This window comes from Hydrogenophaga sp. (assembly GCF_019264445.1).
GTDB lineage: Bacteria > Pseudomonadota > Gammaproteobacteria > Burkholderiales > Burkholderiaceae_C > Hydrogenophaga.
Window position 1 is genome coordinate 1 of record NZ_JAHVAB010000078.1, and the last position, 26139, is coordinate 26139.

Annotated in this window: 21 protein-coding genes; 13 read left to right on the forward strand and 8 right to left on the reverse strand. The window is 66.3% G+C overall.

Annotated elements, in window-relative coordinates:
• Positions 1 to 28: 28 nt before the first annotated feature.
• The 7 genes from KXJ60_RS17125 to smc form a co-directional block, all read right to left on the reverse strand.
• The gene (locus KXJ60_RS17125; RefSeq protein WP_291130806.1) at positions 29 to 3184 is read right to left on the reverse strand and encodes an efflux RND transporter permease subunit; all 3156 of its coding nucleotides are present in this window, start codon (positions 3182 to 3184) and stop codon (positions 29 to 31) included.
• 10 nt (positions 3185 to 3194) lie between these two features.
• Positions 3195 to 4313, reverse strand: a complete 1119-nt coding sequence (locus KXJ60_RS17130) for an efflux RND transporter periplasmic adaptor subunit (protein WP_291130808.1) — start codon at positions 4311 to 4313, stop codon at positions 3195 to 3197.
• Complete coding sequence (locus tag KXJ60_RS17135) at positions 4310 to 5740, reverse strand: efflux transporter outer membrane subunit (RefSeq protein WP_291130811.1); 1431 nt, start codon at positions 5738 to 5740, stop codon at positions 4310 to 4312. Before KXJ60_RS17135 ends, KXJ60_RS17130 begins: the two co-directional genes overlap by 4 nt.
• A gap of 132 nt (positions 5741 to 5872) precedes the next feature.
• Positions 5873 to 6412: a peptide deformylase gene (gene def / locus KXJ60_RS17140; RefSeq protein WP_291130814.1), complete on the reverse strand. Its 540-nt coding sequence runs from the start codon at positions 6410 to 6412 to the stop codon at positions 5873 to 5875.
• Complete coding sequence (ligA, locus tag KXJ60_RS17145) at positions 6409 to 8490, reverse strand: NAD-dependent DNA ligase LigA (RefSeq protein WP_291130817.1); 2082 nt, start codon at positions 8488 to 8490, stop codon at positions 6409 to 6411. Before ligA ends, def begins: the two co-directional genes overlap by 4 nt.
• Entirely contained in the window at positions 8490 to 9626 is a 1137-nt protein-coding gene (locus tag KXJ60_RS17150) for a cell division protein ZipA C-terminal FtsZ-binding domain-containing protein (protein WP_291130820.1), read from the reverse strand. The genes ligA and KXJ60_RS17150 overlap by 1 nt, the downstream gene beginning before the upstream one ends.
• 19 nt (positions 9627 to 9645) lie before the next feature.
• Positions 9646 to 13167 carry a chromosome segregation protein SMC gene (gene smc, locus KXJ60_RS17155; RefSeq protein ID WP_291130822.1) on the reverse strand — a complete coding sequence of 1174 codons (3522 nt, stop codon included), beginning with the start codon at positions 13165 to 13167 and terminating at the stop codon, positions 9646 to 9648.
• Between the two features lie 238 nt (positions 13168 to 13405).
• On the opposite strand from smc, the gene KXJ60_RS17160 reads away from it, so the two are divergent.
• The 13 genes from KXJ60_RS17160 (at position 13406) to KXJ60_RS17220 (ending at position 25740) form a co-directional block, all read left to right on the forward strand.
• The gene (locus tag KXJ60_RS17160; RefSeq protein WP_291130824.1) at positions 13406 to 14176 is read left to right on the forward strand and encodes an MHYT domain-containing protein; all 771 of its coding nucleotides are present in this window, start codon (positions 13406 to 13408) and stop codon (positions 14174 to 14176) included.
• Between the two features lie 56 nt (positions 14177 to 14232).
• Entirely contained in the window at positions 14233 to 15456 is a 1224-nt protein-coding gene (gene dapC / locus KXJ60_RS17165) for a succinyldiaminopimelate transaminase (RefSeq protein WP_291130827.1), read from the forward strand.
• Between the two features lie 43 nt (positions 15457 to 15499).
• A complete protein-coding gene (gene dapD / locus KXJ60_RS17170) occupies positions 15500 to 16324 on the forward strand; it encodes a 2,3,4,5-tetrahydropyridine-2,6-dicarboxylate N-succinyltransferase (RefSeq protein ID WP_291130830.1) in 825 nt (274 codons plus the stop codon).
• Positions 16325 to 16368: 44 nt separating this feature from the next.
• Positions 16369 to 17529, forward strand: a complete 1161-nt coding sequence (locus KXJ60_RS17175) for a PilT/PilU family type 4a pilus ATPase (RefSeq protein ID WP_291130833.1) — start codon at positions 16369 to 16371, stop codon at positions 17527 to 17529.
• A gap of 4 nt (positions 17530 to 17533) precedes the next feature.
• Positions 17534 to 18706 (forward strand): succinyl-diaminopimelate desuccinylase, encoded by a 1173-nt coding sequence (dapE, locus tag KXJ60_RS17180; RefSeq protein ID WP_291130835.1) that lies wholly within the window; start codon positions 17534 to 17536, stop codon positions 18704 to 18706.
• A gap of 12 nt (positions 18707 to 18718) precedes the next feature.
• Positions 18719 to 19624, forward strand: coding sequence for a 50S ribosomal protein L3 N(5)-glutamine methyltransferase (gene prmB, locus KXJ60_RS17185; protein WP_291130840.1), 906 nt, complete (start codon positions 18719 to 18721; stop codon positions 19622 to 19624).
• Positions 19621 to 21612, forward strand: a complete 1992-nt coding sequence (locus tag KXJ60_RS17190) for an ATP-binding cassette domain-containing protein (RefSeq protein ID WP_291130842.1) — start codon at positions 19621 to 19623, stop codon at positions 21610 to 21612. Before prmB ends, KXJ60_RS17190 begins: the two co-directional genes overlap by 4 nt.
• A 106-nt stretch (positions 21613 to 21718) precedes the next feature.
• On the forward strand, positions 21719 to 21967 hold the full coding sequence (locus tag KXJ60_RS17195) for a GlsB/YeaQ/YmgE family stress response membrane protein (RefSeq protein WP_291130845.1): 249 nt from the start codon (positions 21719 to 21721) through the stop codon (positions 21965 to 21967).
• Positions 21968 to 22252: 285 nt separating this feature from the next.
• Positions 22253 to 23581 carry an integrase gene (locus tag KXJ60_RS17200; protein WP_291130847.1) on the forward strand — a complete coding sequence of 443 codons (1329 nt, stop codon included), beginning with the start codon at positions 22253 to 22255 and terminating at the stop codon, positions 23579 to 23581.
• A gap of 99 nt (positions 23582 to 23680) precedes the next feature.
• On the forward strand, positions 23681 to 23929 hold the full coding sequence (locus KXJ60_RS17205) for a hypothetical protein (RefSeq protein ID WP_291130849.1): 249 nt from the start codon (positions 23681 to 23683) through the stop codon (positions 23927 to 23929).
• A gap of 212 nt (positions 23930 to 24141) precedes the next feature.
• A complete protein-coding gene (locus KXJ60_RS17210) occupies positions 24142 to 25035 on the forward strand; it encodes a hypothetical protein (RefSeq protein ID WP_291130852.1) in 894 nt (297 codons plus the stop codon).
• 154 nt (positions 25036 to 25189) lie between these two features.
• The gene (locus KXJ60_RS17215; protein ID WP_291130855.1) at positions 25190 to 25390 is read left to right on the forward strand and encodes a hypothetical protein; all 201 of its coding nucleotides are present in this window, start codon (positions 25190 to 25192) and stop codon (positions 25388 to 25390) included.
• Positions 25391 to 25398: 8 nt separating this feature from the next.
• Positions 25399 to 25740 (forward strand): helix-turn-helix domain-containing protein, encoded by a 342-nt coding sequence (locus KXJ60_RS17220; protein ID WP_291130858.1) that lies wholly within the window; start codon positions 25399 to 25401, stop codon positions 25738 to 25740.
• 126 nt (positions 25741 to 25866) lie between these two features.
• Here KXJ60_RS17220 and KXJ60_RS17225 read toward each other — a convergent pair whose 3' ends face one another.
• On the reverse strand, positions 25867 to 25989 hold the full coding sequence (locus tag KXJ60_RS17225; protein WP_291130861.1) for a hypothetical protein: 123 nt from the start codon (positions 25987 to 25989) through the stop codon (positions 25867 to 25869).
• Positions 25990 to 26139: the final 150 nt, after the last annotated feature.

Genomic DNA, 26139 nt, shown 5'->3' on the forward strand with positions numbered 1-26139 from the left:
GCGCACCGCGTCCGCGAGCCGCCCATCGTCAAGCCGGCGATGCCTCTGATGCCCCCGGACTCACAGGCTTGCGACCAAGCAGTCTCCCCAACCAGTTCGACACATCGTCCACCAGCGTGAACACCGCGGGAATCACCAGCAGGCTCAGGAAGGTGGAAGTGATCAGGCCGCCGATCACCGCCACCGCCATCGGGGACCGGAAGCTCGCATCGGCCGCGCCCCAGCCGATCGCAATCGGCAGCATGCCCGCGCCCATGGCAATCGTGGTCATCACGATCGGGCGGGCGCGCTTGTGGCAAGCGTCCAGGATCGCGTCAAGCCGGTTCATGCCGTGCTCGCGCCGCGCCTCGATGGCGTACTCCACCAGCAGGATCGAGTTCTTCGTGGCCACGCCCATGAGCATGATCAGGCCGATCAGCGACGGCATCGAGAAGCTCTTGTTCGCCAGCAGCAGCGCCACGAACGCGCCGCCCAGCGAGAGCGGCAACGCCGCCAGGATGGTGACGGGGTGCAGGAACGCCTTGAACAACAACACCAGCACGATGTAGATGCAGAGCACGCCGGTCAGCATGGCCAGGCCGAAGCTGGCAAACAGCTCGCCCTGCACCTCGGCGTCCCCGATCTCCAGCACGGACACGCCCGGCGGCAGGTTGCGCAGGCTGGGCAGCTTGTCCACCGCGGCCTTCATGTCGCCCAGCGCGATGCCGGCAAGCTCCACCTCGAAGTTGATGTTGCGTGCGCGGTCGTAGCGGTCGATCACGGCGGGGCCGCCGCCAAAGCTGAGCGTGGCCACCTGCCCCAGCATCACTGGGCCTTTGCTGCCCGGCACCGCCAAGCGCTCCAGCAGGCCCAGGTCGTGGCGGCCGGTGCCGTCGAGCTTGACGACGATGGGAATTTGCCGCTGCGGCAGGTTCATCTTGGGCAAGGCGTTGTCGTAGTCGCCCACCGTGGCGATGCGTAGGGTTTCGGCAATCGCGCTGCTGGTCACGCCCATGTCGGCGGCGCGGGCCAGGTCGGGTGTGACGATGATTTCCGTGCGCACCAGCGCGGCGGTGGACTGGATGCTGCCCACGCCCGAGATGGTGCGCAGGTCGCGCTCGACCGCCGTGGCCGCCGTCTGCATCGACACCGCGTCCGTGCCGGTGAGCGTCAGGATGTACTTTTCGCCCGAACCGCCCAGGCCCACTTTGCTGCGCACGCCGGGCAGGTTGGACATGGCCTCACGCAGCTGGTTTTCGATCACCTGCTTGCGCGGGCGGGTGCCACGCGCATCGAGCTGGATGGTGAGTGCGGCCTTGCGCGACTCGGCCGCACCCTGGGGTGCAAACGGGTCGGTACCGGCCGAGCCCGAGCCGATGGTGGTGTAGACCGATTTCACGTGCGGCACGGCAGCCACCAGCACGCGCGCGCGCTCGGCGGTGGCCACCGTCTGCTCCAGCGTGGCGCCCGGTGGCAGCTCCAGGTACACCTGCGTTTGCGAGTTGTCGTCCGGCGGAATGAAGCCCTGCGGCAGCAGCGGAATCAGCATGATCGAACCGACGAAGAATGCACCCGCGCCGATCATGGTGACCCAGCGGTGGCGGATGCACCACGCGGCCCAGCCCTGGTAAGTGTTGAGCCAGCCGGGTTCGTCCTGGTTGCTCATCCAGCGCCAGATGGCGGCGGTGGCGCGGTTGCGGCGCGCCCAGCCAGGCGCTTCCTTGGCGGTCACCACCGGCTTGAGCAGGTAGGCCGCCATCATGGGCGTGAGCGCGCGCGCCACGACCAGCGAGGCAAACACCGCAAACGACGCCGTCCAGCCGAACTGCTTGAAGAACTTGCCCGGAATGCCGCTCATGAAAGCCGTGGGCAGAAACACCGCGATCAGCGTGAAGGTGGTGGCGATCACCGCCAGGCCAATTTCGTCGGCCGCTTCCATGGACGCCTGGTAGGGCGTTTTGCCCATGCGCATGTGGCGCACGATGTTTTCCACCTCCACGATGGCGTCGTCCACCAGGATGCCGATCACCAGCGAGAGCGCCAGCAGCGTCACCACGTTGATGGTGAACCCCATGTAGTGCATGCCGATGAACGCGGGAATGGCCGACAGCGGCAGCGCCACCGCAGAGACGACGGTGGCACGGAAGTCGCGCAGGAACAGCCACACCACCAGCACGGCCAGGATGGCGCCCTCGTACAGCAGTTTCATCGAGCCGTCGAATTCGTCCTTGACCGGCGTGACAAAGTCAAACGACTCGGTGATGCGCAGGTCCGGGCGCGCTTCCTGCAGCGCCTTGAGCTTGGCGCGCACCCCGTCGCCCACCTCGATCTCGCTCGCGCCGCGGCTGCGCGCCACCTCGAAACCCACCACCGGCTTGCCGTCCAGAAAGGCCGCCGCCGTGGGCTCGGCCACGGTGTCCTTGATCTCGGCGATCTGGTCCAGCCGCACACGGCGGCCATCGCTCAGCGAGAGCTCCAGGCGCGAGATCGCTTCGGCCGACTGCAGCGAAGACAAGGTGCGCAAAGGCTGCTGGCTGCCGCCCAGGTCCACACGCCCGCCCGCGCTTTCGATCTGCACCCGCGCGAGCTGGCGCGAGATGTCGGACGCAGTGGTGTTCAGCGCCTGCAGCTTGAGCGGGTCCAGCAGCACCTGCACCTCGCGGTCCACGCCGCCCACACGGTTGATCGCACCCACACCACGCACCGACAGCAGCAGCTTGGCCACGTCGTTGTCCACAAACCAGGAGAGCGCCTCGGCGTCCATCTTGTCGGATGCCACCGTGTAGGCCAGCACCGCACCGCCGGCCAGTTCCACCTTGTTGACGATGGGTTCGCGCAGATCGGTCGGCAGGTCTCCCCGCACCTTGGCCACCGCAGAGCGCACGTCGTCCAGCGCCTCCTGCGTGCTCTTCTCGATGATGAACTCGGCGGTGATGGACACCGTGCCGTCCTGCACCTTGGTGTAGATGTGCTTCAAGCCCTGCAGCGACGCGAGGCTGTTTTCGATGATGCGGGCGACATCGTTCTCGAGCTGGTTGGGCGAGGCGCCCGGCAGCGAGGCCAGCACGGTGATGTTGGGCACGTCCAGATCGGGGAAGTTCTGCACCTTCATCTGCTTGAAGGAAAACAGGCCCGCGAGCGTGAGCATGACGAACAGCATCGCCGCCGGAATCGGGTTCTTGATGGACCAGGCGGACACGTTCATGGTGCGGTCCTCACTGCACGACCTTGACCAGGTCGGCTTCGTTCAGGAAGCCCGCGCCTTCGACCGCCACGGCGTCTTCCGCCTGCACACCTTCCAGCACCTCGACACGCTCGCCCACGCGCCGCCCGGTCTGCACCTTGCGCTGGTTGGCCTTGTTCTGGGCGTCGATCACGAACACGTAGTTGCTGCCGTCGCGCACGACAACCGACTGGCTGGCCACCGTGAGCGCGTCGCTCTGGCCCAGTTCGAAACTGCCTTTGGCGAACGTGCCGGCCTTGAGCTCGGCATGTCGCGGCAGATCGACGAACACCAGAATGTTGCGCGTCTGCGGATCGGCGGCGGGGGCAACCGCGCGCACCTGGCCCGCAATCTCCAGCCCGGTGGCCGCCGTCACCAGCACCTTCTGGCCGATGCGCACGCGGCCCACCTCGCTGGGCGTGACTTCGCCGCGCCACTCCATGCGGCTCTGGCGCACCAGGCGAAAGAGCTCCTGCCCGGCACCGACCACCGCGCCCACGGTGGCGCTGCGGGCCGAGATCACACCGTCATCCGGCGCCAGCACTCGCGTGTTGCCCAGCCGCACCTCGGTCGCACCGAAGGCGGCCTTGGCGGCTTCAAACTGTGCGCGCGCCACCTTTTCCTGCGTGAGGTACTGCGCCACCTGCGAGCGCGACAAAGCGCCCGTGTCCTGGATGGAGCGCGCACGATCGGCATCGGCCTTGGCATTCTCGAAGCTCGCCTCGGCCTGCATCAGGCTGGCCTGGCTCTGCAGGCTCTCGGCCTTGGTGGTTTCGCTGGCGAACACGGCCAGCACCTGGCCCTTGCGCACCACATCGCCCACGTTCACGTTCACCGAAGCCAGCCGCAAGCCATTCACTTCGGCACCCACGCTGGCTTCCTGCCAGGCGGTGATGTTGCCGTTGGCCTGCAGGCGAATCGGCAGGCTGCTGCGCGCCGGCTTGGCCACCGTGACGGTGAGCGAAGGCTTTGGCCCGGCCTGGGCGCCAGCGGCAGGCGCGGGCTCGGCAGGCTTCTTGATGAAGACCCAGAACACCACCAGCAGCACCAGGGCCAGGGCGATGGCCAGCCAGAGCCAGCGTTTGCGCGATGGAGGAGAAACAGCGTTCATGATGGGTCTTTGAGAGCGTCGGGGTTGTTCACGGGATCGAAGCCGCCGCCCAGGGCGACGTAGAGCTGGATCCAGGCGTTGATGCGTTCCTGCTGCAGCGCCACGGCACTGCTGTCGGCGTTGAGCTTCAGGCGGCGCGCCTCTTCGAGTTCGTTCAGGCTGGCCAGGCCCACGCGGTACCGCGCTTCGGTGGCCTGAAAGGATTGGCCATAGCCGGCCACCGCGGTGTCGGTCGACGCCACACGCTCGCGCAGGCTGGACAGCGAAACCAGCGCCTGCTCGACCTCGGCCACCGCCTGGCGCACCGCGCCCGCGTAGGCCACTTTGGCGGCCTCGTAGCGCGCCTCGGCGCTGTCGGTCTGCGCACGCAGCACCGAGCGGCCCACCAGCGGAAAGCTCAGCGAAATCGGGCCGATCGACCAGGTGTTGAAACTGCCCTCGTTGCCACCGCCCGAAAACCGGTTGCGCAGCACACTGCCCGACAGCGACAGGCTGGGCAACAAGGCGGCACGCGCCACGCCCACATCGTCGCTGGCCGCCACCAGCTCGCGCTGCGCGCGGTACACATCGGGCCGCTGGCGGATCACCTCGGCGGGCACCGCATTCACCGACAGCAGTTGCTCCATGCGGGGCGAGCGCAGCAGCGCCTGCGGGTCGGGCGCACCCGCCAGGCGCTGGCGCACTTCCGGCTCGGCCAGGGCCGTGAGCGCTGCGAGCGACTTCACCTGCCGCTCACATGCCTCTTCCTGCTGGCGGTAGCGCGCAGCGCCTTCCGCACCGCTGGCACGCGCGAGGGCCGCCACGGCCGGAGCCGTGAGGCCGGCGCGTTCGGAAATGACGTTGTTCTCGGCCGTGACCGCGCGCGAATCGCGGTCGCGCGCCGCCACGCCGAGCTGTTCGCGGCACAGGCGTTGCCCGAAGTACAGCTGCGCCAGCTCGGATGCCACCAGCACGCGGGCCTCGTGCCAGCCGGCTTGGGCCGCGTCCTGCCGTGCGAGCGCGCCGCCCTGGCGCGACTCTGCCTCGCCCCAGAGCCCCACCGCCCAAGAGGCCTGCACCCCCGCGCTCAGCGTGGTGCCCAGCGGGATGGTCGGGTCCGTGACGCCACGGCTGGCGTTGGCCACCGCGTTCACCTGCGGGCCGTTCTGCGCCCGCGCGCCAAAGTAGGCGGCGCGCGCGGCAAACACCTGCGCACGGGCCGATGCCACCGACGGGCTTTGGGCTTGGGCGCGGACAATCCATTCGGTGAGCACAGGGTCTTCGAACTGGCTCCACCATTGCGTGAGCGCCTGCGCGCTGCCCTGATGGGCCAGCGGTGGCGCGTACCAGCTGGTGGGCACGTCGACCGCCACATCGGTCGGCGGTTTGGTGACGCTGCAGGCGCCGAGCAAGGCGGCACTGGCCACCACGGCAAGCATTCGCTTCATGGAGAGGGGGTCCCTGTTCGGTTGTGATCCGGGGAACGACTCTAGTCGATTTCCCCAGGCGAACATTTCAATAGGTTTCAATGCCGCGGCGGTTTGTATCGGCCTTGCGCGCGCACCGCTGGCGGTGGGTTTTCAGTCGTCTTCCGCCACAGCGATGCCCGGGAACAGCACCTCGGTGAAGCCAAAACGGGTGAAGTCGCGCACCCGCATGGGATAGAGCTTTCCCCAAAGGTGGTCGCATTCGTGCTGCACCACGCGGGCATGGAAGCCCTCGGCTTCGCGGTCGATCGCCCTGCCCTGCGCATCGAAGCCGTGGTAGCGGATGCGCCGCCAACGCGGCACCACACCCCGCATGCCCGGCACCGAGAGGCAGCCCTCCCAGTCTTCTTCCTCCTCGTCGCCCAGCGGCGTGATCACCGGGTTGATGAGCACCGTGCGCGGCACCGGCGGCGCGTCGGGGTAACGCGGGTTGGGCAGGCCACTGCCGAAGAGCACCACTTGCAGATCCACCCCGATCTGCGGCGCGGCCAGGCCCGCCCCGTTGGCCGCGGCCATGGTGTCTTGCAGGTCCACCACCAGCTGGTGCAACTCGGCCGTGTCGAAGGCCTTCACGGGCTGGGCGTGCCGCAGCAGGCGCGGGTCGCCCATTTTCAGGATGGTGTGGATGGTCATGAATCGCCTTGCGCGTTGGGGAGCAGCGCCAGCATCTGCGCCTCATCGATCACCGTCACGCCGAGCGACTGCGCCTTCTCCAGCTTGCTGCCGGCTTCGGCGCCAGCCACCACATAGTCGGTCTTCTTGCTCACCGAGCCCGCCACCTTGGCACCGGCCGCTTCGAGCAGGTCTTTGGCCTGGTCGCGGCTGAGGCTGGGGAAGGTGCCGGTGAGCACGAAGGTTTTGCCCGCCAGCGGCTGCGGGGCGCGTTCGGCGGGCTCGCCCTCCTCCCAGGTAAGCCCGCACGCGCGCAGCTGCTCGACCACCTCGCGGTTGTGGGCTTGTTCGAAGAAGGTGTGGATGCTCTGCGCCACCACCGGCCCGACGTCGCTCACCTCCGACAGCGCTTCCACGCTGGCGTCCATGATGCGGTCGAGCTGCCCGAAATGGCGCGCCAGCTCCTTGGCCGTGGCCTCGCCCACATGGCGGATGCCCAGACCAAACAGGAACCGGGGCAAGGTGGTGCGCTTGGATTTTTCCAGCGCCTCGACGATGTTCTTCGCCGACTTCTCCGCCATGCGATCCAGGCCCGCCAGCGCGGTGAAGCCGAGTCGGTACACATCGGGCAAGGTCTTGACCACGCCCGTGTCCACCAGCTGCTCCACGAGCTTGTCGCCCAGGCCTTCCACCTCCACGGCGCGGCGCTGCGCGAAATGCAGGATGGCCTGCTTGCGCTGGGCGCCGCAAAACAGCCCACCGCTGCAGCGGAAGTCGACCTCGCCCTCTTCGCGCACCGCTTCACTGCCGCACACCGGGCAGCTGCGGGGCATGGTGAAGGGCGCTGGCTCGCCGATGCGCTTGTCCAGCAGCACAGACACCACCTCGGGGATCACATCGCCCGCCCGGCGCACGACCACCGTGTCGCCCACACGCACGTCCTTGCGGCGCGCCTCGTCTTCGTTGTGCAGCGTCGCGTTGGTCACGGTCACGCCGCCCACGAACACGGGCGCAAGCTTCGCCACGGGCGTGAGCTTGCCGGTGCGGCCCACCTGCACGTCGATGGCCAGCACCGTGGTGAGCTGTTCCTGTGCGGGGTACTTGTGGGCCACGGCCCAGCGCGGTTCGCGGGTGACGAAGCCCAGGCGCTTTTGCAGTGCCAGCGAATCCACCTTGTAGACCACGCCGTCGATGTCGTAGGGCAGCTGGTCACGGCTGGCGCCCACGCGCTGGTGAAAGGCCACCAGTGCGTCGGCGCCGGTGGCTTTGGCCGTTTGCTCGGCAACGGGAAAGCCCCAGCCTTTGAGCCGCATGAGCCAGTCGTATTGGGTGGCAGGCGCCGCCGTATCGCCCTGCACTTCGCCCCAGCTGTACGCAAAGAAGCTCAGTGGGCGCTGCGCAGCGATGCGGGAATCGAGCTGGCGCACGGCGCCCGCCGCCGCGTTGCGCGGATTCACAAACGTTTTTTCGCCTTTGGCACCGGCGGCCATCTTGGCTCGCTGCGCTTCGTTGAGGGCTTCAAACTGGTCGCGCCGCATGTAGACCTCGCCGCGGACTTCGAGCACAGGCGGGGCATCGGCCGGCAGGCGCAGGGGCACTTGCGAAATGGTGCGGATGTTGGTGGTGACGTCCTCACCCACCTCACCATCGCCGCGGGTAGCGGCTTGCACCAGCACGCCGTCTTCGTAGCGCAGGCTCATGGCCAGGCCGTCGAATTTGAGCTCAGCCACGTAGTCCACTGGCGGGTCGGCTTCGGTCAGGCCGAGCGCACGGCGCACGCGGGCATCGAAGTTGCGCGCACCGCTGGGCTCCGTGTCGGTCTCGGTGTTGATCGACAGCATGGGCACTGCGTGGCGCACGGGTGTGAACATCTCCAGCACACGGCCCCCCACGCGCTGCGTGGGCGAGTCGCTCGTGAGCAGCTCGGGATGCGCCGCTTCGATCGACTGCAGTTCGCGAAACAGCTTGTCGTACTCGGCATCCGGAATCTCCGGGTCGTCGAGCGTGTAGTAGCGGTGGGCGTGGTGGTGCAGTTGCGCGCGCAGCTCGGCCGCGCGGGCGGCCGGCGACGGCGGCTCGGCAAACAGATCGTCGGTCATCAGGAGAAAAGGCGTCGTGCCTGAGCGGAGCCGGCCGAGAGGTCGCGGCTGTCGAGTGCGTCGTACAGGCTCTCCAGATCGGCGCCGATCTGGTCCAGGGCCTCCACCGAGAGAGGCTGGCCGGCATCGTCCGTGACGACGCCATCCATGGCCTCGGCCAGCGCCACGGCGGCCTGGCGCATGCGCACAAAGGGTTGCTCGCTGCGAGGCACGTGCGTGACCTCCAGCGACAGCGCAATCTCGCGCAGCGCGGTCTGCTCCGGGTCTTCGGCCATGGCCGCCTGCGGGTCAAACACGAGACTGAGGATGGGTGCCTGACCGCTGTGGCTGCCCGAGAGCACCATGCGACCGGGCAAGGCACCCGCCACAAATCCGAGTTTGGCCGCGTGCTGTGCCACATACCCCGGGCTCCAGGCGGCGCGGCGCGCGCGCAGCGTGAAGCCCAGCTGCGCATCGTGGCCGCTGGCAAAGGTATCGAGTTCGCGGGCGCGCGCCACCTCGGCGCGCATGTCGGGGAAATCGGGCGAGGCGCCCACCGCATCGGCAAAGGCCTGCGCCTTCACCACGAACTCGGAGAACTCGATGTCGTTGAGCGGGCCGGAGCGGTTGGCCAGCTGCACACCCGCCTGCAGCGCGCGGTAGCGTTGCCCCAGGCGCGGGCTTTCCCATTCGCCCGTCGTCTCGCTCTGGCCTTCCACGGCAAACGGCTTGCTGCCCACGCGGCGTGTGCCAGGGAGTGCGGCGAGCAGCGCATCGCCCGACACCTCGTGCTCCAGCAGCAGGGGCGCGATGACGTCGATCAGGGCATCCAGACCCGGTCGCTTCTCGGGTGGCTGGGTCATCAGCGGGTTCAGGCTCACGGCGGCGGCCGCTGCGGCCACCTCCGCCGGGTCGGGTGGCGACGGGGCACCGGGCATGTCGCCCAGCACGGGGTCGATGCGCTGGATCTCGTGCTCGGCGAGATCGGCCGGCGTGTAAGGCAGGGTTTCGTCGCCCGCCCTTTCTTCCGCCGCGTCGCCATGGCGCTCGCGGGCGGTGCGTGGTGCGCTCTTGCTGGTGACCCAGGCGTTGTAGGCGACCACGCCAGCCAGGACGAGGCCGCCGATGATGGCCAGACCGATTTGCAGTGTGCTCATGTTGCGGTGCGGGTTGCGGTCAGGTGGGTTCGAGCATGCCGGCGGCCGACTCCATGTCGACCGCGACGATGCGGGAGACGCCTTGCTCCTGCATGGTCACGCCGATCAGTTGTTCGGCCATTTCCATGGCGATCTTGTTGTGGCTGATGAAGAGAAACTGCGTGCCCTGCTTGCTCATGCTGGTCACCAGCTTGGCGTAGCGCTCGGTGTTGGCGTCGTCCAGCGGCGCGTCCACCTCGTCCAGCAGGCAGAAAGGCGCCGGGTTCAGCTGGAAGATGGCAAACACCAGCGCGATGGCGGTCAGCGCTTTTTCCCCGCCCGAGAGCAGGTGGATGGTCTGGTTCTTCTTGCCCGGCGGCTGCGCCAGCACCTGCACGCCGGCGTCAAGGATCTCTTCGCCGGTCATCACCAGCTTGGCGTTGCCGCCGCCAAACAGCTCGGGGAACATGCGGCCAAAGTGGCCGTTGACGGTCTCGAAGGTGCTGCCCAGCAGGTCGCGCGTTTCATTGTCGATCTTGCGGATCGCGTCTTCGAGCGTGTTCATGGCCTCGATCAGGTCGGCCGACTGGGCGTCCAGGAAGGTCTTGCGCTCGCGTGCGGCCGTGAGCTCGTCCAGCGCAGCCAGGTTCACGGCGCCGAGCGACTGGATTTCACGGTGCAGGCGGTCGATTTCGCCCTGAAGCCCGCTCAGGCGCACATGGCCCTCGGTGATGCTCTGGGCCACGGCGGCCAGATCGGCCTGCGCTTCGTCGAGCAACTGGCTGTACTGCTCCACGCCCAGGCGGGCAGCCTGCTCCTTGAGCTGGAAGTCGGTGATGCGGTTGCGCAGCGGTTCGAGTTCGCGCTCCAGCTGCAGGCGGCGCTCGTCGCTGGCGCGCAGCCGGGCGGTGAGTTCGTCGTACTGGCTGCGCAACGCACCCAGCGCCTGCTCGCGTTCGAGCTTCATGGCCAGCGCATTCTGCAGGCCCGCCTGCGCGGCCGCGTCGTTGAGGCGGCCGAGCTCGTCGCTGGCTCGCTGCAGCTCGTCGGCCAGCGATTTTTCCTGGGTGGCTGCAGTTTCCATGGCGCGTTGCAGCTCGCTCTGGCGGGCCTGCAAGCTGCGCAGGGCGAACACCGCCTCTTGCGCCGTGCGCTCCAGCGAGCGCTGCTGCTCGCGCGCCTGGTTCAGCGCACGCTCGGCATCCATCACCTTGTCGTCCAGCTGGGCATGGCGCTCCTGGCTGTCGGCGAGCTGCATGTCCAGCTCTTCAAAGCGCGCTTCGGCCGTCACACGCCGTTCCTGCAGGTCTTCCAGCTGCGCGTCGACCTCGGCCAGGTCGGCGCTGATCTGCTCGCTGCGCGCGCGCGTCTGCTCGGCCAGCTGGGTCAGGCGCAGCGCCTCCACCTGCAGCTCGTGCGCCCGGCTGCGCGATTCAGCGGCCTCGCGGCGCGCGCTCACCAAGCGCTGGGAGGCGTCGGTGTAAGCCGCTTCAGCGCGGATCAGGGCCGAGCGCGCCTGCTCGGCGATCAGCACCTGCCCCTTGAGCTGCTTGTCGATGTTCTCGATTTCCTGCGCCCGCGCGAGCAACCCGGCCTGCTCGCTGTCCGGCGCGTAGAAGCTCACGCTGTGGGTGGTGACCGCGTGGCCACTTGCCACAAAGATCACCTCGCCCGGCTGCAGTTGCGCGCGCTGGGCCAGCGCCTCTTCCAGATTCGGTGCGGTTAGGCAGCCGTGCAGCCATTCCGCGAGCAGCGCTTGTTGCGCGGCATCGTTCAGGCGCAGCCACTGCACCAGCGGCTTGAGCCCTGTCGAGCTGCTGGTGGCCGCGGTTCCGGGGGGCGGGCTGTAGAAAGAGAGCTTGGCCGGCGGCGCGTCGTTGCCGAAGGCGCGCACCATGTCGAGGCGGGACACTTCGAGCGCGCTCAGGCGCTCTCGCAGCGCCGCCTCCAGCGCGTTTTCCCACCCGGTTTCGATGTGGATGCGGCTCCAGAGGCCTTGCAGGCTGTCCAGGCCATGCTTGGCGAGCCAGGGCTTGAGCTTGCCGTCGGTCTTGACCTTGTCCTGGAGCGCCTTGAGCGCTTCCATGCGCGCCGACAGGTCGGCCTGCCTGGCCGACTCCTGGTTCACTGCCTGCTGTGCGGCACGGCGCGCCTCGTCCAGCTGGGGCACGCTGTCCTGCAACTCGTGCAGCACGGCGTCGCTGAGCTCGGCAGCTTCCTGGGCGCTGGCCAGTTGCGTCTGGGCGTTGAGCAGCCGCGCTTCGTCCGGCGCGGCCAGCGCATTGCGGTCGGCGGTGAGGCGTTCGCGGCGCTGGTTGAGCGCGCGGCTCTGTTCCTCGACGTTGCGCTGCTCGGCGGCCAGCACCTGAATCTGCTGCTGCACCTGCGTCACGCTGCTGCGCTGCTCGTTGGCGCGGGCCTGGGCGGCGCGCAGCTGGTCTTCAAGGGCCGGCAAGGCGCCCGACTGTTCTTCGCCCTGCGCCGCCAGCACGACCGACTGTTCCTCGGCCTGCACCATCGATTCGGCCAGCTGCTCCAGTTCGGCGGCGGCGTCCTGGCTGCGCGTGCCCCAGGAGGCCATTTGCTCCTTGAGCTGCACCAGGCGCTGCTCGACGCGCTGGCGGCCTTCGACCACGAAACGGATCTCGGCCTCCAGCTTGCCCACTTCGGCGCTGGCTTCGTAAAGCTTGCCCTGCGCCTGGTTGACCTGATCGCCGGCGGCGTAGTGGGCCTGCCGAATGGTCTCCAGCTCCGACTCGATGCGGCGGAGATCGGCCGTGCGCGACTCCAGGTCGTTCACCGCCTGGGCGGCATCGGTCTTGACCTTGACCTGATCGGACTCGGCTTCGCTGCGCTTCAGAAACCACAGCTGCTGCTGCTTGAGCGTGGCGCTGGCCTGCAGCGTGTTGTAGTGCGCGGCCACCTCGGCCTGTTTCTCCAGCTTGTCGAGGTTGGCGTTGAGCTCGCGCAGGATGTCTTCGACCCGCGTGAGGTTCTCGCGCGTGTCGGCCAGGCGGTGGGCGGTCTCGCGGCGGCGCTCCTTGTACTTGGAGACGCCGGCGGCCTCTTCCAGGAACAGGCGCAGCTCTTCCGGCTTGCTCTCGATGATCCGGCTGATGGTGCCCTGGCCAATGATGGCGTAGGCACGCGGGCCCAGCCCGGTGCCGAGGAACACGTCCTGCACGTCGCGGCGGCGCACCGGCTGGTTGTTGATGTAGTAGCTGCTGGTGCCGTCGCGCGTGAGCACGCGCTTGACGGCGATCTCGCCGAACTGGCCCCACTGCCCGCCGGCGCGGTGGTCGCTGTTGTCAAAGACCAGTTCCACGCTGGAGCGGCTGGCCGGCTTGCGCGTGTTCGTTCCGTTGAAGATGACGTCCTGCATGGATTCGCCACGCAGTTCAGAGGCTTTGGACTCGCCCAGCACCCAGCGCACCGCGTCCATGATGTTGGACTTGCCGCAGCCATTGGGGCCCACCACCCCCACCAGCTGGCCGGGCAGCATGAAGTTGGTCGGTTCGGCGAAAGACTTGAAGCCGGAGAGCTTGATCGAGTTGAGACGCACGGCGTTCCGATGACAGTCAATGGGGCGCACCAGGGCGCAGAAGCGGCCGCAAATGATAACTGCCGGGCCCGCAGCGCCCGGCGTCCACGTGAAGGGGATCACGCGCGGCCCAGAAATTTGTCCACGCGGTCAAGTCACATCGCGCGGCGGCCGTATTCCCTTGCCAGAATACGCCCGCCATACCGCACAGACTCAAAACTTACCAACTGGCCTACTTAGATACCAGTTGGTTTACCCAATGAATCCTCAAGTCACCACGTCTTTCGATCCCGCCTTCGTCGCCCTGTCTTTCCTCTTCGCGGTGATCGGGTCGCTCATCGCCCTGACGGCCGCCTCCCGCGTGAAGGCGCGCAACGGCCGCATCGGCGTATCCAATGCTCTGACCATTGGCGTGGCGCTGGGCGGCATCGGGGTGTGGTCGATGCACTTCATCGGCATGCTCGCGCTGCAGATGGACGTGGGCAGCAGCTACTCGATGACCGAGACCATGCTCTCGCTGGTCGTGGTGGTGGCCGCCGCCTCCTGGGCGGTGAGCCACGCGGCCATGGGCCCGGACAGCCTGCCACGCCTGATCGGCTGTGGCGCCGCACTGGGCATGAGCGTCGTGGTCATGCACTACCTCGGCATGTTCGGCCTCAAGATTTATGGCTTCATCTCCTGGGACTACGCACTCGTCGCACTCTCCATGCTGATCGCCGTGGTAGCCGCCACCGCCGCCCTGTGGCTGGCTCTGAACACGCCCACGCTGCAGCGCCGCCTGCTGGCTTCCGTCGTTATGGGCGTGGCGGTCTGCGCCATGCACTACACCGGCATGGCCGCTGCCGAATTCATCTGCACCACGGACAACCGCAACGCCATTCCACAGGGCGGTGGGTTCATCAGCGCGTTCCGGTTGCCCACACTCGTGATCGTGACCACCGTGCTCATGATCCTGATGTTGACGTTCGAACAGGTTCTGCTCCATCTTCGCAACAAGCCCACCGCGGTGTCCCGTGCCCGAACGAAGTGAGGTCAAGCTCTGGCACGGCCGGGGAGACACGCCTCCAAGCCCGATAATCTCGGGCCATGAACCCCTTGCTCTCGCGCCTGCAGCCCTACCCCTTCGAGCGGCTGCGCAAGCTCTTTGAAGACGTCGTCCCCAACCCAGCCCTGCGCCCCATCAGCTTGGGCATTGGTGAGCCCAAGCATGCCGCGCCCGACTTCCTGAAGCAGGCGCTGGCAGACGCCCTGGGCACAGGCCTGAGCAGTTACCCGGCCACCGGTGGCACCCCCGCCTTGCGAGACGCCTGCGCCGCCTGGGTGCAACGCCGATACGGCGTGACGCTGGACGCCAACACACAGGTGCTGCCGGTGAACGGCTCGCGCGAGGCGCTGTTCTCGTTCGTGCAGACGGTGATCGACCCGACGCGGGCCGGGGCCACGGTGGTCATGCCGAACCCGTTCTATCAAATCTACGAGGGCGCCGCACTGCTGGCGGGCGTAGAGCCCCACTACGTGGCCAGCGACGCTGCCCGCAACTTCGCCCCCGCGTGGGACAGCGTTCCCCCAGAGGTATGGGCGCGCACGCAGCTGCTGTTTGTCTGCTCGCCGGGCAACCCGGCGGGCGCCGTGATGCCGCTGGACGAATGGCGCCACCTCTTCGAGCTGAGCGACCGCCACGGCTTCGTGATCGCCTCCGACGAGTGCTACAGCGAGATTTACTTCCGCGACGAAGCCCCTTTGGGCGGCCTGGAAGCGGCACAGCGCCTGGGCCGCACGGACTTCAGGCGTCTGGTCATCTTCACCAGCTTGTCCAAGCGCAGCAACGTGCCAGGCCTGCGCAGCGGCTTCGTGGCAGGCGACGCGGCCCTGATCAAGCCCTTTCTGCTGTACCGCACCTACCACGGCGGCGCCATGAGCCCCGTGGTGCAGGCCGCCAGCGTGGCCGCCTGGGGCGACGAGGCCCATGTGGTGGACAACCGCCGCCAGTACCGCGACAAGTTTGCCCAGGTCACCCCTTTGCTGGCGGAGGTGCTCGACGTCGCCCTGCCCGACGCCTCGTTCTACCTGTGGGCTGGCGTGCCCGCGTCTTTTGCCACCGCCTCGCCGGACCACAGCGCCGACGAGGCCTTCGCCCGCGAGCTGCTAGCTCAATACAATGTGACGGTGCTGCCGGGCAGCTACCTCGCCCGCGAGGCCAACGGCGTCAACCCCGGCACTGGCCGCGTGCGCATGGCCCTGGTGGCCGAACCCGCCGAATGCCTGGAAGCCGCCGGGCGCATCCACGAGTTTGTCTCTCGCCGCGGCTGACGCGGCCCCCCATTTCCTCCACCTCTGCCTTCAGATCCATTCCATGAGCCAACAACTGCAAACCCTGATCGACAACGCCTGGGAAGACCGCGCCAACCTTTCGTCCACCTCCGCACCCAAAGAAGTGCTGGACGCTGTGGAACACGTGATCGCCGAGCTGAACAAGGGCCGGTTGCGCGTCGCCACCCGCCAGGGCGTGGGCCAGTGGACGGTGCACCAGTGGATCAAGAAGGCCGTGCTGCTGTCGTTCCGCCTGAAAGATAACGAAGTCATGCGCGCTGGCGACCTGGGCTTCTTCGACAAGGTCAAGACCAAGTTCGCGCACCTGAGCGAAGCCGAGATGAAGGCCACCGGCGTGCGCGTGGTGCCACCCGCCGTGGCACGCCGCGGCAGCTTTATTGCCAAGGGCGCGATCCTCATGCCCAGCTACGTGAACATCGGCGCCTACGTGGACGAAGGCACGATGGTCGACACCTGGGCCACCGTGGGCAGCTGCGCCCAGGTCGGCAAGAACGTGCACCTCTCGGGTGGCGTGGGTCTGGGCGGCGTACTCGAGCCGCTGCAGGCCAACCCCACCATCATTGAAGACAACTGCTTCATCGGCGCGCGCTCTGAAGTGGTGGAAGGCGTGATCGTTGAAGAGAACTCGGTGATCTCCATGGGCGTGTACATCGGCCAGAGCACCCCCATTTACGACCGCGCCACCGGCGAGGTGAGCTACGGTCGCGTGCCGGCCGGCTCGGTGGTCATCAGCGGCAGCCTGCCCAAGGACGGCGGCAAGTACAGCCTGTATGCGGCCATCATCGTCAAGCGCGTGGACGCGCAGACGCGTGCCAAGACCAGCCTGAACGACCTGCTGCGCGACTGAAGCCGACGGCGGCCGCGTCTTCCCCACCAGCCTAAGGAGTCAGCATGAGCAGCGGAACGATGGAACGCATCCTTCGCCTGATGGCGGACAAGAAGGCGTCGGATGTGTACCTCACGGCGCATGCGCCGGCGATGATCAAGATCAACGGGCAGACCATCCCGGTCAACAGCCAGGTGCTGCCGCCGGATGCTCCACGCAACCTGCTCGCCGAGGTGGTGCCCGCCACCCGCATGGAAGAGCTGCAGGAAACGGGCGAGCTCAACATGGCGGTGCCGCTGGACGGCCTGGGCAACTTCCGGGTGAGCGCGTTTCGCCAGCGCGGTCATGTGGCCGTGGTGATCCGCTTCGTGCCCGGTGACATCCCGCCGCTGGACTCGCTCAACGTCGCCCCCGTCCTGGCCGAACTGATCATGGAAAAGCGCGGGCTCATGCTCATGGTCGGCGCCACCGGCGCAGGCAAGAGCACCACGCTGGCGGCCATGATCGACCACCGCAACGAGCGCTCCACCGGTCACATCCTGACCATCGAAGACCCGATCGAGTACGTCTACCGCAACAAGAAGTCGGTGGTGAACCAGCGCGAGATCGGGCCCGACACGGCTTCGCTCCAGGTGGCGCTCAAGAACGCGCTGCGCCAGGCGCCCGACGTGATCCTGATTGGCGAGATCCGCGACCGCGAGACCATGTCGGCGGCCATTGCCTACGCGCAGTCGGGCCACCTGTGCCTGGCCACGCTGCACGCCAACAACAGCTATCAGGCGCTCAACCGCATCCTGAGCTTCTACCCGGTGGAAGTGCGCCCGACCATGCTGGGCGATCTGGCGGCCGCGCTGCGCGCCATCGTCTCCCAGCGCCTGTTGCGCACCCACACCGGTGGGCGCGTACCGGCCATGGAAGTCATGCTGAACACCGCCCTCGTGGCCGACCTGATCCAGAAGGCAGACTTCTCCGGCGTGCGCGAAGCCATGGAAAAGTCGCTGGCAGAGGGTTCGCAGACCTTCGAGCAGGACCTCTCTCGCCTGATCAACGACGGGCTGGTGGCCCGCAACGAAGGCCTGGCCCACGCCGACTCGCCCAACAACCTGCTCTGGCGCCTGCAGAACGACTTCAACGCCACCAAGTCGAGCGAAGCGGCCCAGGCGGCCGACGAGGAAGGCAGCGACAGCGCGACCTTCACCGAGTTCACGCTCGACGTCAAATACTGACCCGATGACCGATACCCTGCGCCTGACCGAAGAGCTGATCGCCCGACCCTCCGTCACGCCCCGCGACGAGGGCTGTCAAGCACTGATCGGTGCGCGGCTGGCTCGGCTGGGCTTTGCCTGCGAAACCATCGAAAGCGGCCCGGCGGACTTCCGCGTCACCAACCTCTGGGCGCGCCTGGGCTCGGGCACCCGCCCGACCCTGGTGTTTGCGGGGCACACCGACGTGGTGCCCACCGGCCCGCTCGCGGCCTGGGCCAGCGACCCCTTCGTGCCCAGCCACCGCGACGGCAAGCTCTTCGGCCGTGGCAGCGCCGACATGAAAACCTCGCTGGCGGCCATGGTCGTGGCCTGCGAGGAGTTTGCCGCGGCGAACCCTGCCCCCGCGATCGACATCGCCTTCTTGCTCACCAGCGACGAGGAAGGCCCGGCTCTGGACGGCACGGTGGTGGTTTGCGAGCGGCTGCGCCAGCGCGGCGAGCGGCTGGACTGGTGCATCGTGGGCGAGCCCACCTCCGTGGAGCGCACCGGCGACATGATCAAGAACGGGCGGCGCGGCACCATGAGCGGCAAGCTCACCGTCAAGGGCATCCAGGGCCATATCGCCTACCCGCACTTGGCGAAGAATCCGATTCACCTGGCAGCGCCCACGCTGGCCGAACTCGCTGCCACCTTGTGGGACGAAGGCAACGCGTTTTTCCCGCCCACCAGCTGGCAAATCAGCAACATCCACGGTGGCACCGGCGCGAGCAACGTGATCCCCGGCACCGTGGTGATCGACTTCAATTTCCGTTTTTCCACCGAGTCCACCCCCGAAGGCCTCCAGCAGCGCGTGGTCGACGTCCTTCAGCGCCATGGTTTGCAGCCCGATGTTGACTTCGACCTCGACTGGACGCTCGGCGGACGCCCCTTCCTCACGCCACCGGGCACGCTCGTGGACGCAGTGCGCGCGGCCATCCAGGCGGAAGTCGGCCTGGCCACGACCCTCTCGACCACCGGGGGCACCAGCGACGGGCGCTTCATTGCCCAGGTGTGCCCACAGGTCATCGAGCTGGGCCCACCCAACGCCACCATCCACAAAATCGACGAGCACGTGGCTGTGGCCGACATCGAACCGCTCAAGAACATCTACCGCCGCACGCTGGAGCACCTCGATGCCCAGGCCCGTGCCAGCGCCTGACGCGACCTCACCGTGACCCTGACCGAACTTCTGGCCCAAGCGAGCCAGCGCCTGGACAACGCCCAGCTGGCCTATGGCCATGGCACCCACAACGCCAGCGATGAAGCCGCGTGGCTGGTGCTCTGGCAGCTCGGCCTGCCGCTGGACAGCGACCTGCAGGCGCTGGCCGCACGCAGCGTGTCGCACGATGAACAGACTGCCGTGCTCGGCCTGATCCAGCGCCGCATCGACACGCGCGAACCCGCGGCCTACCTCACAGGCGAAGCCTGGCTGCAAGGCGTGCCGTTCACCGTCGACCGGCGCACCATCGTGCCGCGCAGCTTCATCGCTGAACTGCTGGCCGACGGCTCCATCGACCCATGGCTGAGCGAAGACACGAGAGACGTGCTGGACCTGTGCACCGGCAACGGCAGTCTGGCCGTGCTCGCGGCGATGGCGTATCCGGATGTGCGCGTCACGGGCGCAGACATCTCGACCGACGCGCTGGCCGTGGCCCGCCTGAATGTCGAACGACACGACCTGCAAGCTCGCATCGAGCTGGTGGAGTCCGACGGCCTGGCGCGCTGTGCCGGCCCATGGGATCTCATCCTGTGCAACCCGCCTTACGTGAACGCGAGCAGCATGGCCGCGCTGCCGCCCGAGTACCTGGCCGAGCCCGCGCTGGCGCTCGACGGGAACACGGCAGGCAGCCGGGACGGCATGGACTTCATCCGCACCCTGCTGCGCGATGCGCCGCGCTGCCTGAAGCCCGACGGCGTGCTTGTGCTTGAAATCGGCAACGAGCGCGAGCACTTTGAAACCGCGTTTCCCCAACTCGAAGCCATCTGGCTCGACACCAGCGCGGGCGATGACCAAGTCCTGCTGCTGACCTCTGAATCACTTTCGGCGCTGCCCACTGCGCAGGCGCCCGCCCCATGATCACTTTGAAGAACGTTGTCCTTCGCCGCGGTGCGAAGGTCTTGCTCGATGGCGCGTCCTGCACCATCAACCCCGGTGAAAAAGTCGGCCTCGTCGGCCGCAACGGTGCCGGCAAATCCAGCCTGTTCCGCCTGCTCGATGGCGTGCTGCACGAAGACAAGGGCGACTTCCATGTGCCCCAGCACTGGCGCATGGCGCAAGTCGCCCAGGACATGCCGGAAACCGACATGTCGGCCACACAGTTCGTGATTGAAGGCGACACCACGCTGCTGCAGGCGCAGCAAGAGGTGATGGCATCAGAGGCCAGCGAAGACGGCGAGCGCATGGCGCACGCCTACATGGCGCTGCACGATGCAGGCGCCCACGATGCGCCGGCGCGCGCGCAAGCCCTGATCCTGGGCCTGGGCTTTCGCACCGACGAACTCGAGCGCCCCGTCAACAGCTTCTCTGGCGGCTGGCGCATGCGCCTGCAGCTCGCGCGCGCACTGATGTGCCCCAGCGAACTGCTGCTGCTCGACGAACCCACCAACCACCTGGACCTGGACGCCCTGGTCTGGCTGGAAGCCTGGCTCAAACGCTACGACGGCACCCTGCTCGTCATCAGCCACGACCGCGAATTCCTGGACGCCGTCACCAGCGTCACCGTGCACATCGAGCGCGCGCTGCTCAACCGCTACGGCGGCAACTACAGCCGCTTTGAAGACATGCGCGCCGAGCAGATGGCGCTGCAGGCCACGGCCTATTCGCGCCAGCAGGAGAAGATGGCCCACCTGCAGAAGTTCATTGACCGCTTCAAGGCCAAGGCCAGCAAGGCCAAGCAGGCGCAGAGCCGGGTGAAGGCGCTCGAACGCATGGAGAAAATCGGGCCGGTGCTGGCCGAAGCCGACTTCAACTTCGAATTCAGTGAACCGCAAAACCTGCCCAACCCGATGTTGGCCATGGAGGGCGTCACCTTTGGCTACCCGCCTCGCGAAGCGGGTGGCGAACCCGTGGCCATCGTTCGCGGCATCAGCCGCTCGGTGCTGGCGGGCCAGCGCATCGGCATCCTGGGCGCCAATGGCCAGGGCAAATCCACTGTGGTCAAGACCATCGCCCGCGACCTGCAGGCGCTGGCCGGGCAGATCACCGAAGGCAAGGGTTTGAACATCGGCTACTTTGCGCAGCAAGAGCTTGATGTGCTGCGGCCGGCTGACACACCACTCGAACACATGATCCGGCTGGTGCGCGACTGCACGGCGCAAGGCCGACTGAGCGGCCAACCCACACGGGAACAGGACCTGCGCAGCTTCCTGGGCAACTTCAACTTCACGGGCGACCAGGTCAAGCAAAGCGTGGGGAGCATGAGTGGTGGCGAAAAGGCGCGCCTCGTGCTGTGCATGATCGTCTGGCAGCGCCCCAACCTGCTGCTGCTCGACGAGCCGACCAACCACCTGGATCTCGCGACACGCGAAGCACTTTCGGTGGCGCTCAACGAGTTCGAGGGCACCGTCATGCTGGTCAGCCACGACCGTGCGCTGTTGCGTGCGGTGTGCGACGAATTCTGGCTGGTGTCACGCGGCGGTATCGAACCTTTCGATGGCGACCTGGACGACTACCAGCGCTACCTGCTGGACGTAGCCAAACAGTCACGCGAAGCGCAGCGCCAGGAGCAGCGCGAGCAACGCACCGCACCACCCGTGGCCGCGCCCGTCGTCGCCCAACCGGCAGAAGCCACACGCACGCCCGAGCAAAAACGCAACGACGCCCAACGCCGTCAGCAGCTCGCCGAAAAGACCAAGCCGCTGAAAAAGGAGCTGGAGCAGACTGAAAAGCGGATGGCACAGCTCGCGCAGGAGAAGACGCAGCTGGAAACCCGCATGAGCCAGCCCGCAACGCCTGCCGAACTCGCCGAGTCAGGTCGCCGCCTGAAAGCGGTGAACGATGAGACCGAGACGCTGGAAGCGCGCTGGCTGGAGCTGCACGAGGCCATCGAAGCCGTGGGCACCTGAACCGCACACACCATCACCGATGCCGAGCGCAAGCCGCTCGGTTATCCTCGGCAAGCCGATTCACCGGCGTCCCCAAAAATCAACAGACCAGGAAGGCCCTACCCCCATGATGTCCATTCTCGCAACCCTCTTCATCGGCCTTATTGCGGGCTTCGTTGCCCGTGCGCTCAAACCCGGCGACGACGGCATGGGCTGGATCATGACGGCGGTTCTCGGCGTCGCTGGCTCATTCGTTGCGGGCTATCTGGGCGCCGCCCTCGGCCTCTACCAACCCGGCCAGCCTGTGGGCTTCCTGGCCTCCGTCGTCGGCGCGATCATCCTGCTGGTGATCTACGGATTCATCAAGAAGAAATAAGCTCGCCGAACCGTGCGCCCAACGAAAAAGCCCTGGTCTTGCGACCAGGGCTTTTTACTGCTTGGTAGGACGTGGCAGGCTCGAACTGCCGACCAACGGATTAAAAGTCCAAATTAGGGTGTTCGCCGGAGTTCGCAATTGTCTGGCAATGTAAGCAAGTCATTGATTTTTCAGCACTCTTAGTTCATGATTGTCCGTAAGTGACCGCGACCATTCGCCAAAATTCTGGCAACGGTCTGGCAACGACACCGAGTCCGTAAGCCAAGGGACTCATCAACGGACTGGATGAACGCGATGACGAAAACCACCGGGCAAGCACTCACGGCATTGACGCCTGGCGTGTTCAAGACGCTCGAGAAGATCAAGCCCATGGGCGCCTTGCAAGCCCGCAAGCAGACCACGGGCGCGGTGTCGTTCTACTGGCGCTACAGCATCGGAACTGCCAGCGAGCGCGTGCCGATCGGCCTCTACGACTCATCCGCCCCACCAAAGAGCCTGGAGCCCACGAGCCGGGGCTACTCATTCCCCGCCGCAGTGCGCGCCGCCGAAACAATGGCGATGCAGCATCACCAGCACCGCGACGAAGGCGGCCGCCCTGCACTACTCGCCGCACAGCGCGAAGCCCGCCAGGTCGCCGCAGAGGCCAAGACGATGGCCGCTAAGTTCACGCTTGAGCGCCTGCTCGACGACTACTGCGACTACCTGCAAACCCTGGGTCGACGCTCGCACATGGACGCGCGCAGCATCTTCAAGGTGCATGTGAAGGAACCCTGGCCCAAGATTGCCGCGCTGCCCGCGAAGGACGTCACCAGCGAGCAATTCGCCGACATGATGCGCAAGTGCATCGAGGCCGGCAAAGGCCGCACCGCCAACAAGTTGCGGGCCTATGCGCGCAGCGCCTACCAAGTCGCGAAAGCAGCGAAGTCCAAGCCATCGATACCCGTTGCCTTCAAGAGCTTCGGCATCGTGCTCAATCCGGTGGCGGACACATCCCCAGACGAATCTGCGAACAACCCGGACAAGCGCCCCATGAGCGCGAACGAGCTGCGCACCTACTGGCAAGCCATCCACGACTTGCCGGGGTTCAAGGGCGCTGTGTTGCGGTTGCACCTGCTCACGGGCGGACAGCGCATCGAGCAACTGGTGAACCTGCAAACCAGCAATATCAGTGCCGATTCCATCCTGCTCTATGACGGCAAGGGCCGGCCAGGAAAGCCTCCGCGCCCGCACACAGTCCCGCTCACAAAAGAGGCCGCCAAGGCTTTGATGGGTTGCGAGCCCAATGGACAGTTCGCACTCTCCACCGATGGCGGTGCAACGCACGTTGCGGCCACGTCCCTAAGCGCGTGGGCAGTCGAGGCTGCAGGGGACGCGATCCCCGACTTTCAGGCCAAGCGCATCCGCTCTGGTGTCGAGACGATGCTGGCGAGTGCCGGGGTGTCGCAAGATATTCGAGGTCGACTGCAGTCACATGGCATCAGCGGTGTGCAGGCGCGCCACTATGACGGGCACGACTACCTAGCGGAAAAACGCAAGGCACTCACGACGCTGCACAAGCTGCTCACTCAGCCAGAGGCCAGCAACGTCACCCCGATACGAAGGAAACGCGCGTAGTGCGCGATCCGGCGCCGCAGCGGCACTGCGGTAAAGGCGACGGCCGGGGTGACTGAACCACCTCGACCGTCTGACCACAACGAAAGAAGGACTTTCACCATGGCTACTGATGAGTCTAGCAACTCGAGAATCGTTGACCTGAAGGATGTCATCGACACCAAAGCACGGCAACTGCGCGCCATGCTCGAATTGACATGGGGCGAGGAAACCAACGGCGAGACGTTTCGATCAATGTCCGCCGATCTGCAAGACACCTACATGTGGGCCTGCTCGGACATGGCCAGGGACATCGTGAATGCCTTAGAGGGCATCTACGAGCTGCAGAAACAGGAGAGGTCGCATGTCTAAAAGAACGACACCGAACCGCTGCAGCCCCAGCGACTTGGCGACATGGCAAACACACCTGATGAGAGAAGAGTTCAGGTGGCCGCCCTACATGCCGATCGGTTCCGCGATCAGGGCGAAGCGGGATAAGCGCTTTCAAGCTTTTCTGCAGCGCGCTCTGCAGGCGCCCACATGAACCACCGCCGCGCCTTCGGGCGTGGCATCAAGGAGACCCCATGAAGCGAATCAATGCGGCAGGAAAACTAGAGGAAATGCAGCCGTTCGACGACGCGCCCGACGACTTCGCGCTATTCATCCGCGACCGATGGTTGCCTCGCATTCAGAAGGACGAGCAAGTAGCCCCGACACAGCGCATACCGGCGTTCCACACGCGCGGGCACAGTCTGGTGCCGCACCTGGAGAGCGACGCCATCACGGCGCTGGCCGAGGTTTTTCCCGATCTGCCGCAACTGCCGGAGATCGACCGCGCAACACGCGCCGCAGCGCTCGACGCGCCCGACCCAAGCTCGCGCTTTCCTAGACAAAAGCCTCCCACGGCGGCCGACACCTACGAACACGCTTTCATCCGCTGGCGCGACGTATGGGCTCGGGAGGCCTACTTTCACGCGGGCCGTCCGATGGGGCACACGCGGAAACAGGCCGCCGCGCTAAACATCCTGACCACGGCATCGGAACTGCGCGCAGCCATTGAAACCGGGGCAGCAGAAAAGGCCGCGGCCCTGGGGATGGTGCTGGCCTTCGAGGCCATCGCGGGCGGCTACATGTTGGACGTTGAGACCAAGATCGAAGCCGGCGCCGTGCTTCAAAAGGCCAAGGACAGCGCCTTCAAGAATGGCGTGGGCAAGACACAGCCCGACATGCAGAAGGCTCGCGCCGCATGCATCAAATGGGCTGCAGAGGCGTGGAAGGCATCGCCAACTACACGCATGAAGACAATGTCGGAAGCCTTGGAGAAAAAGCTGTACGAGTTGATGGGAGAGTTGAAGACGTTGGACCTTCCCCCAAAAGCGAACACCATTCGAACTTGGTTGAAAGAGGCAGCGGCCGCTGGGGAACTGAGCATCCCGCCGGCTGCGCAAAAACCCGGTGCAGATCCTAAGAAAAAGTAATCATGTGGTCCGCTGCGCAAACCCCCATTTCCGCAGCGGCAATCATCATTTCCGCAGCGCGCTGAAATTTGCAGAAAGCAAATTACAAAAGACCATTCGTTTCACGGTGATTCGCCAGCAGTTGGCCGAACGCCGATGACACGAAAGGGTCAGCATGCAAGAGCAACTCGCATACACCGTTGAGCAATTCATCGGCGCCACCAAAGTCGGCCGGACCAAGGCCTACGAAGAGATCGCAAGCGGGCGCCTCGCCACCTACAAGGTGGGCCGCCGTCGCTACATCAGCGCGCACGCCGCCGCCGACTGGCAGCGCAAGCTCGAAGCCGAAGCACTCCGCGAATCGGCCACCGCGTGAGGCAGGCGATGAAAAACACCTCACCCGAAAAGGCGAAGGGGCCGACCGTTGCAGCGGTAAGCCCCCTCAAGACTGGACAGTCTGGCCGCAAGTTTAGTCCCAAATCGACGCACAGTGAAGCCCAGCGCCAGCGCATTCTGGAAGCTCTTCGCCACCGTCCGCAAACCTCCTACGACTTGCGCCGCCTGGGCTGCTATCAGGCTGCCGCACGTGTAAAAGAGCTGCGCGATCGCTTCGGATATGTCATCCGCACCGAGCGCGTGACGCTGTACGACCGCGACGGGTTCATGCATCCGCGAGCGGCCCGCTACCACCTGGAAGCCGAGCCAGATGGCGAACGGGCGCAGTAAGGGCAGCAAAGGCGATTCAGGGCGCGATTCAGGTGGGTTTGTAGCGTTACCGTGGGCCGTGCTTGACTGCGCAGCGTACGCCCGTTTGAGCCATCCCGCCCGATCGCTGCTCATGGAGTTCGCGCGTCAGTTCGTGCGCGACAACAACGGCAGGTTGCTGGCATCCACCGCGCACATGAAGAAGCGCGGTTGGAAATCGCACGACGTGGTGCAGCGGGCCACGCGGGAGCTAATCGAGGCAGGTTTCATTCACCAGACTGTGTTGGGTCACCGTCCCAACAAGGCGAGCTGGTACGCCGTCACCTGGCGAACGCTCGACAAGCTGCCAGGCTATGACCCCGGCGCCGCTGAGAGCTTCCGCCGAGGCGCCTACCAAAACGCGCTCCTTAGCCCGTCTCG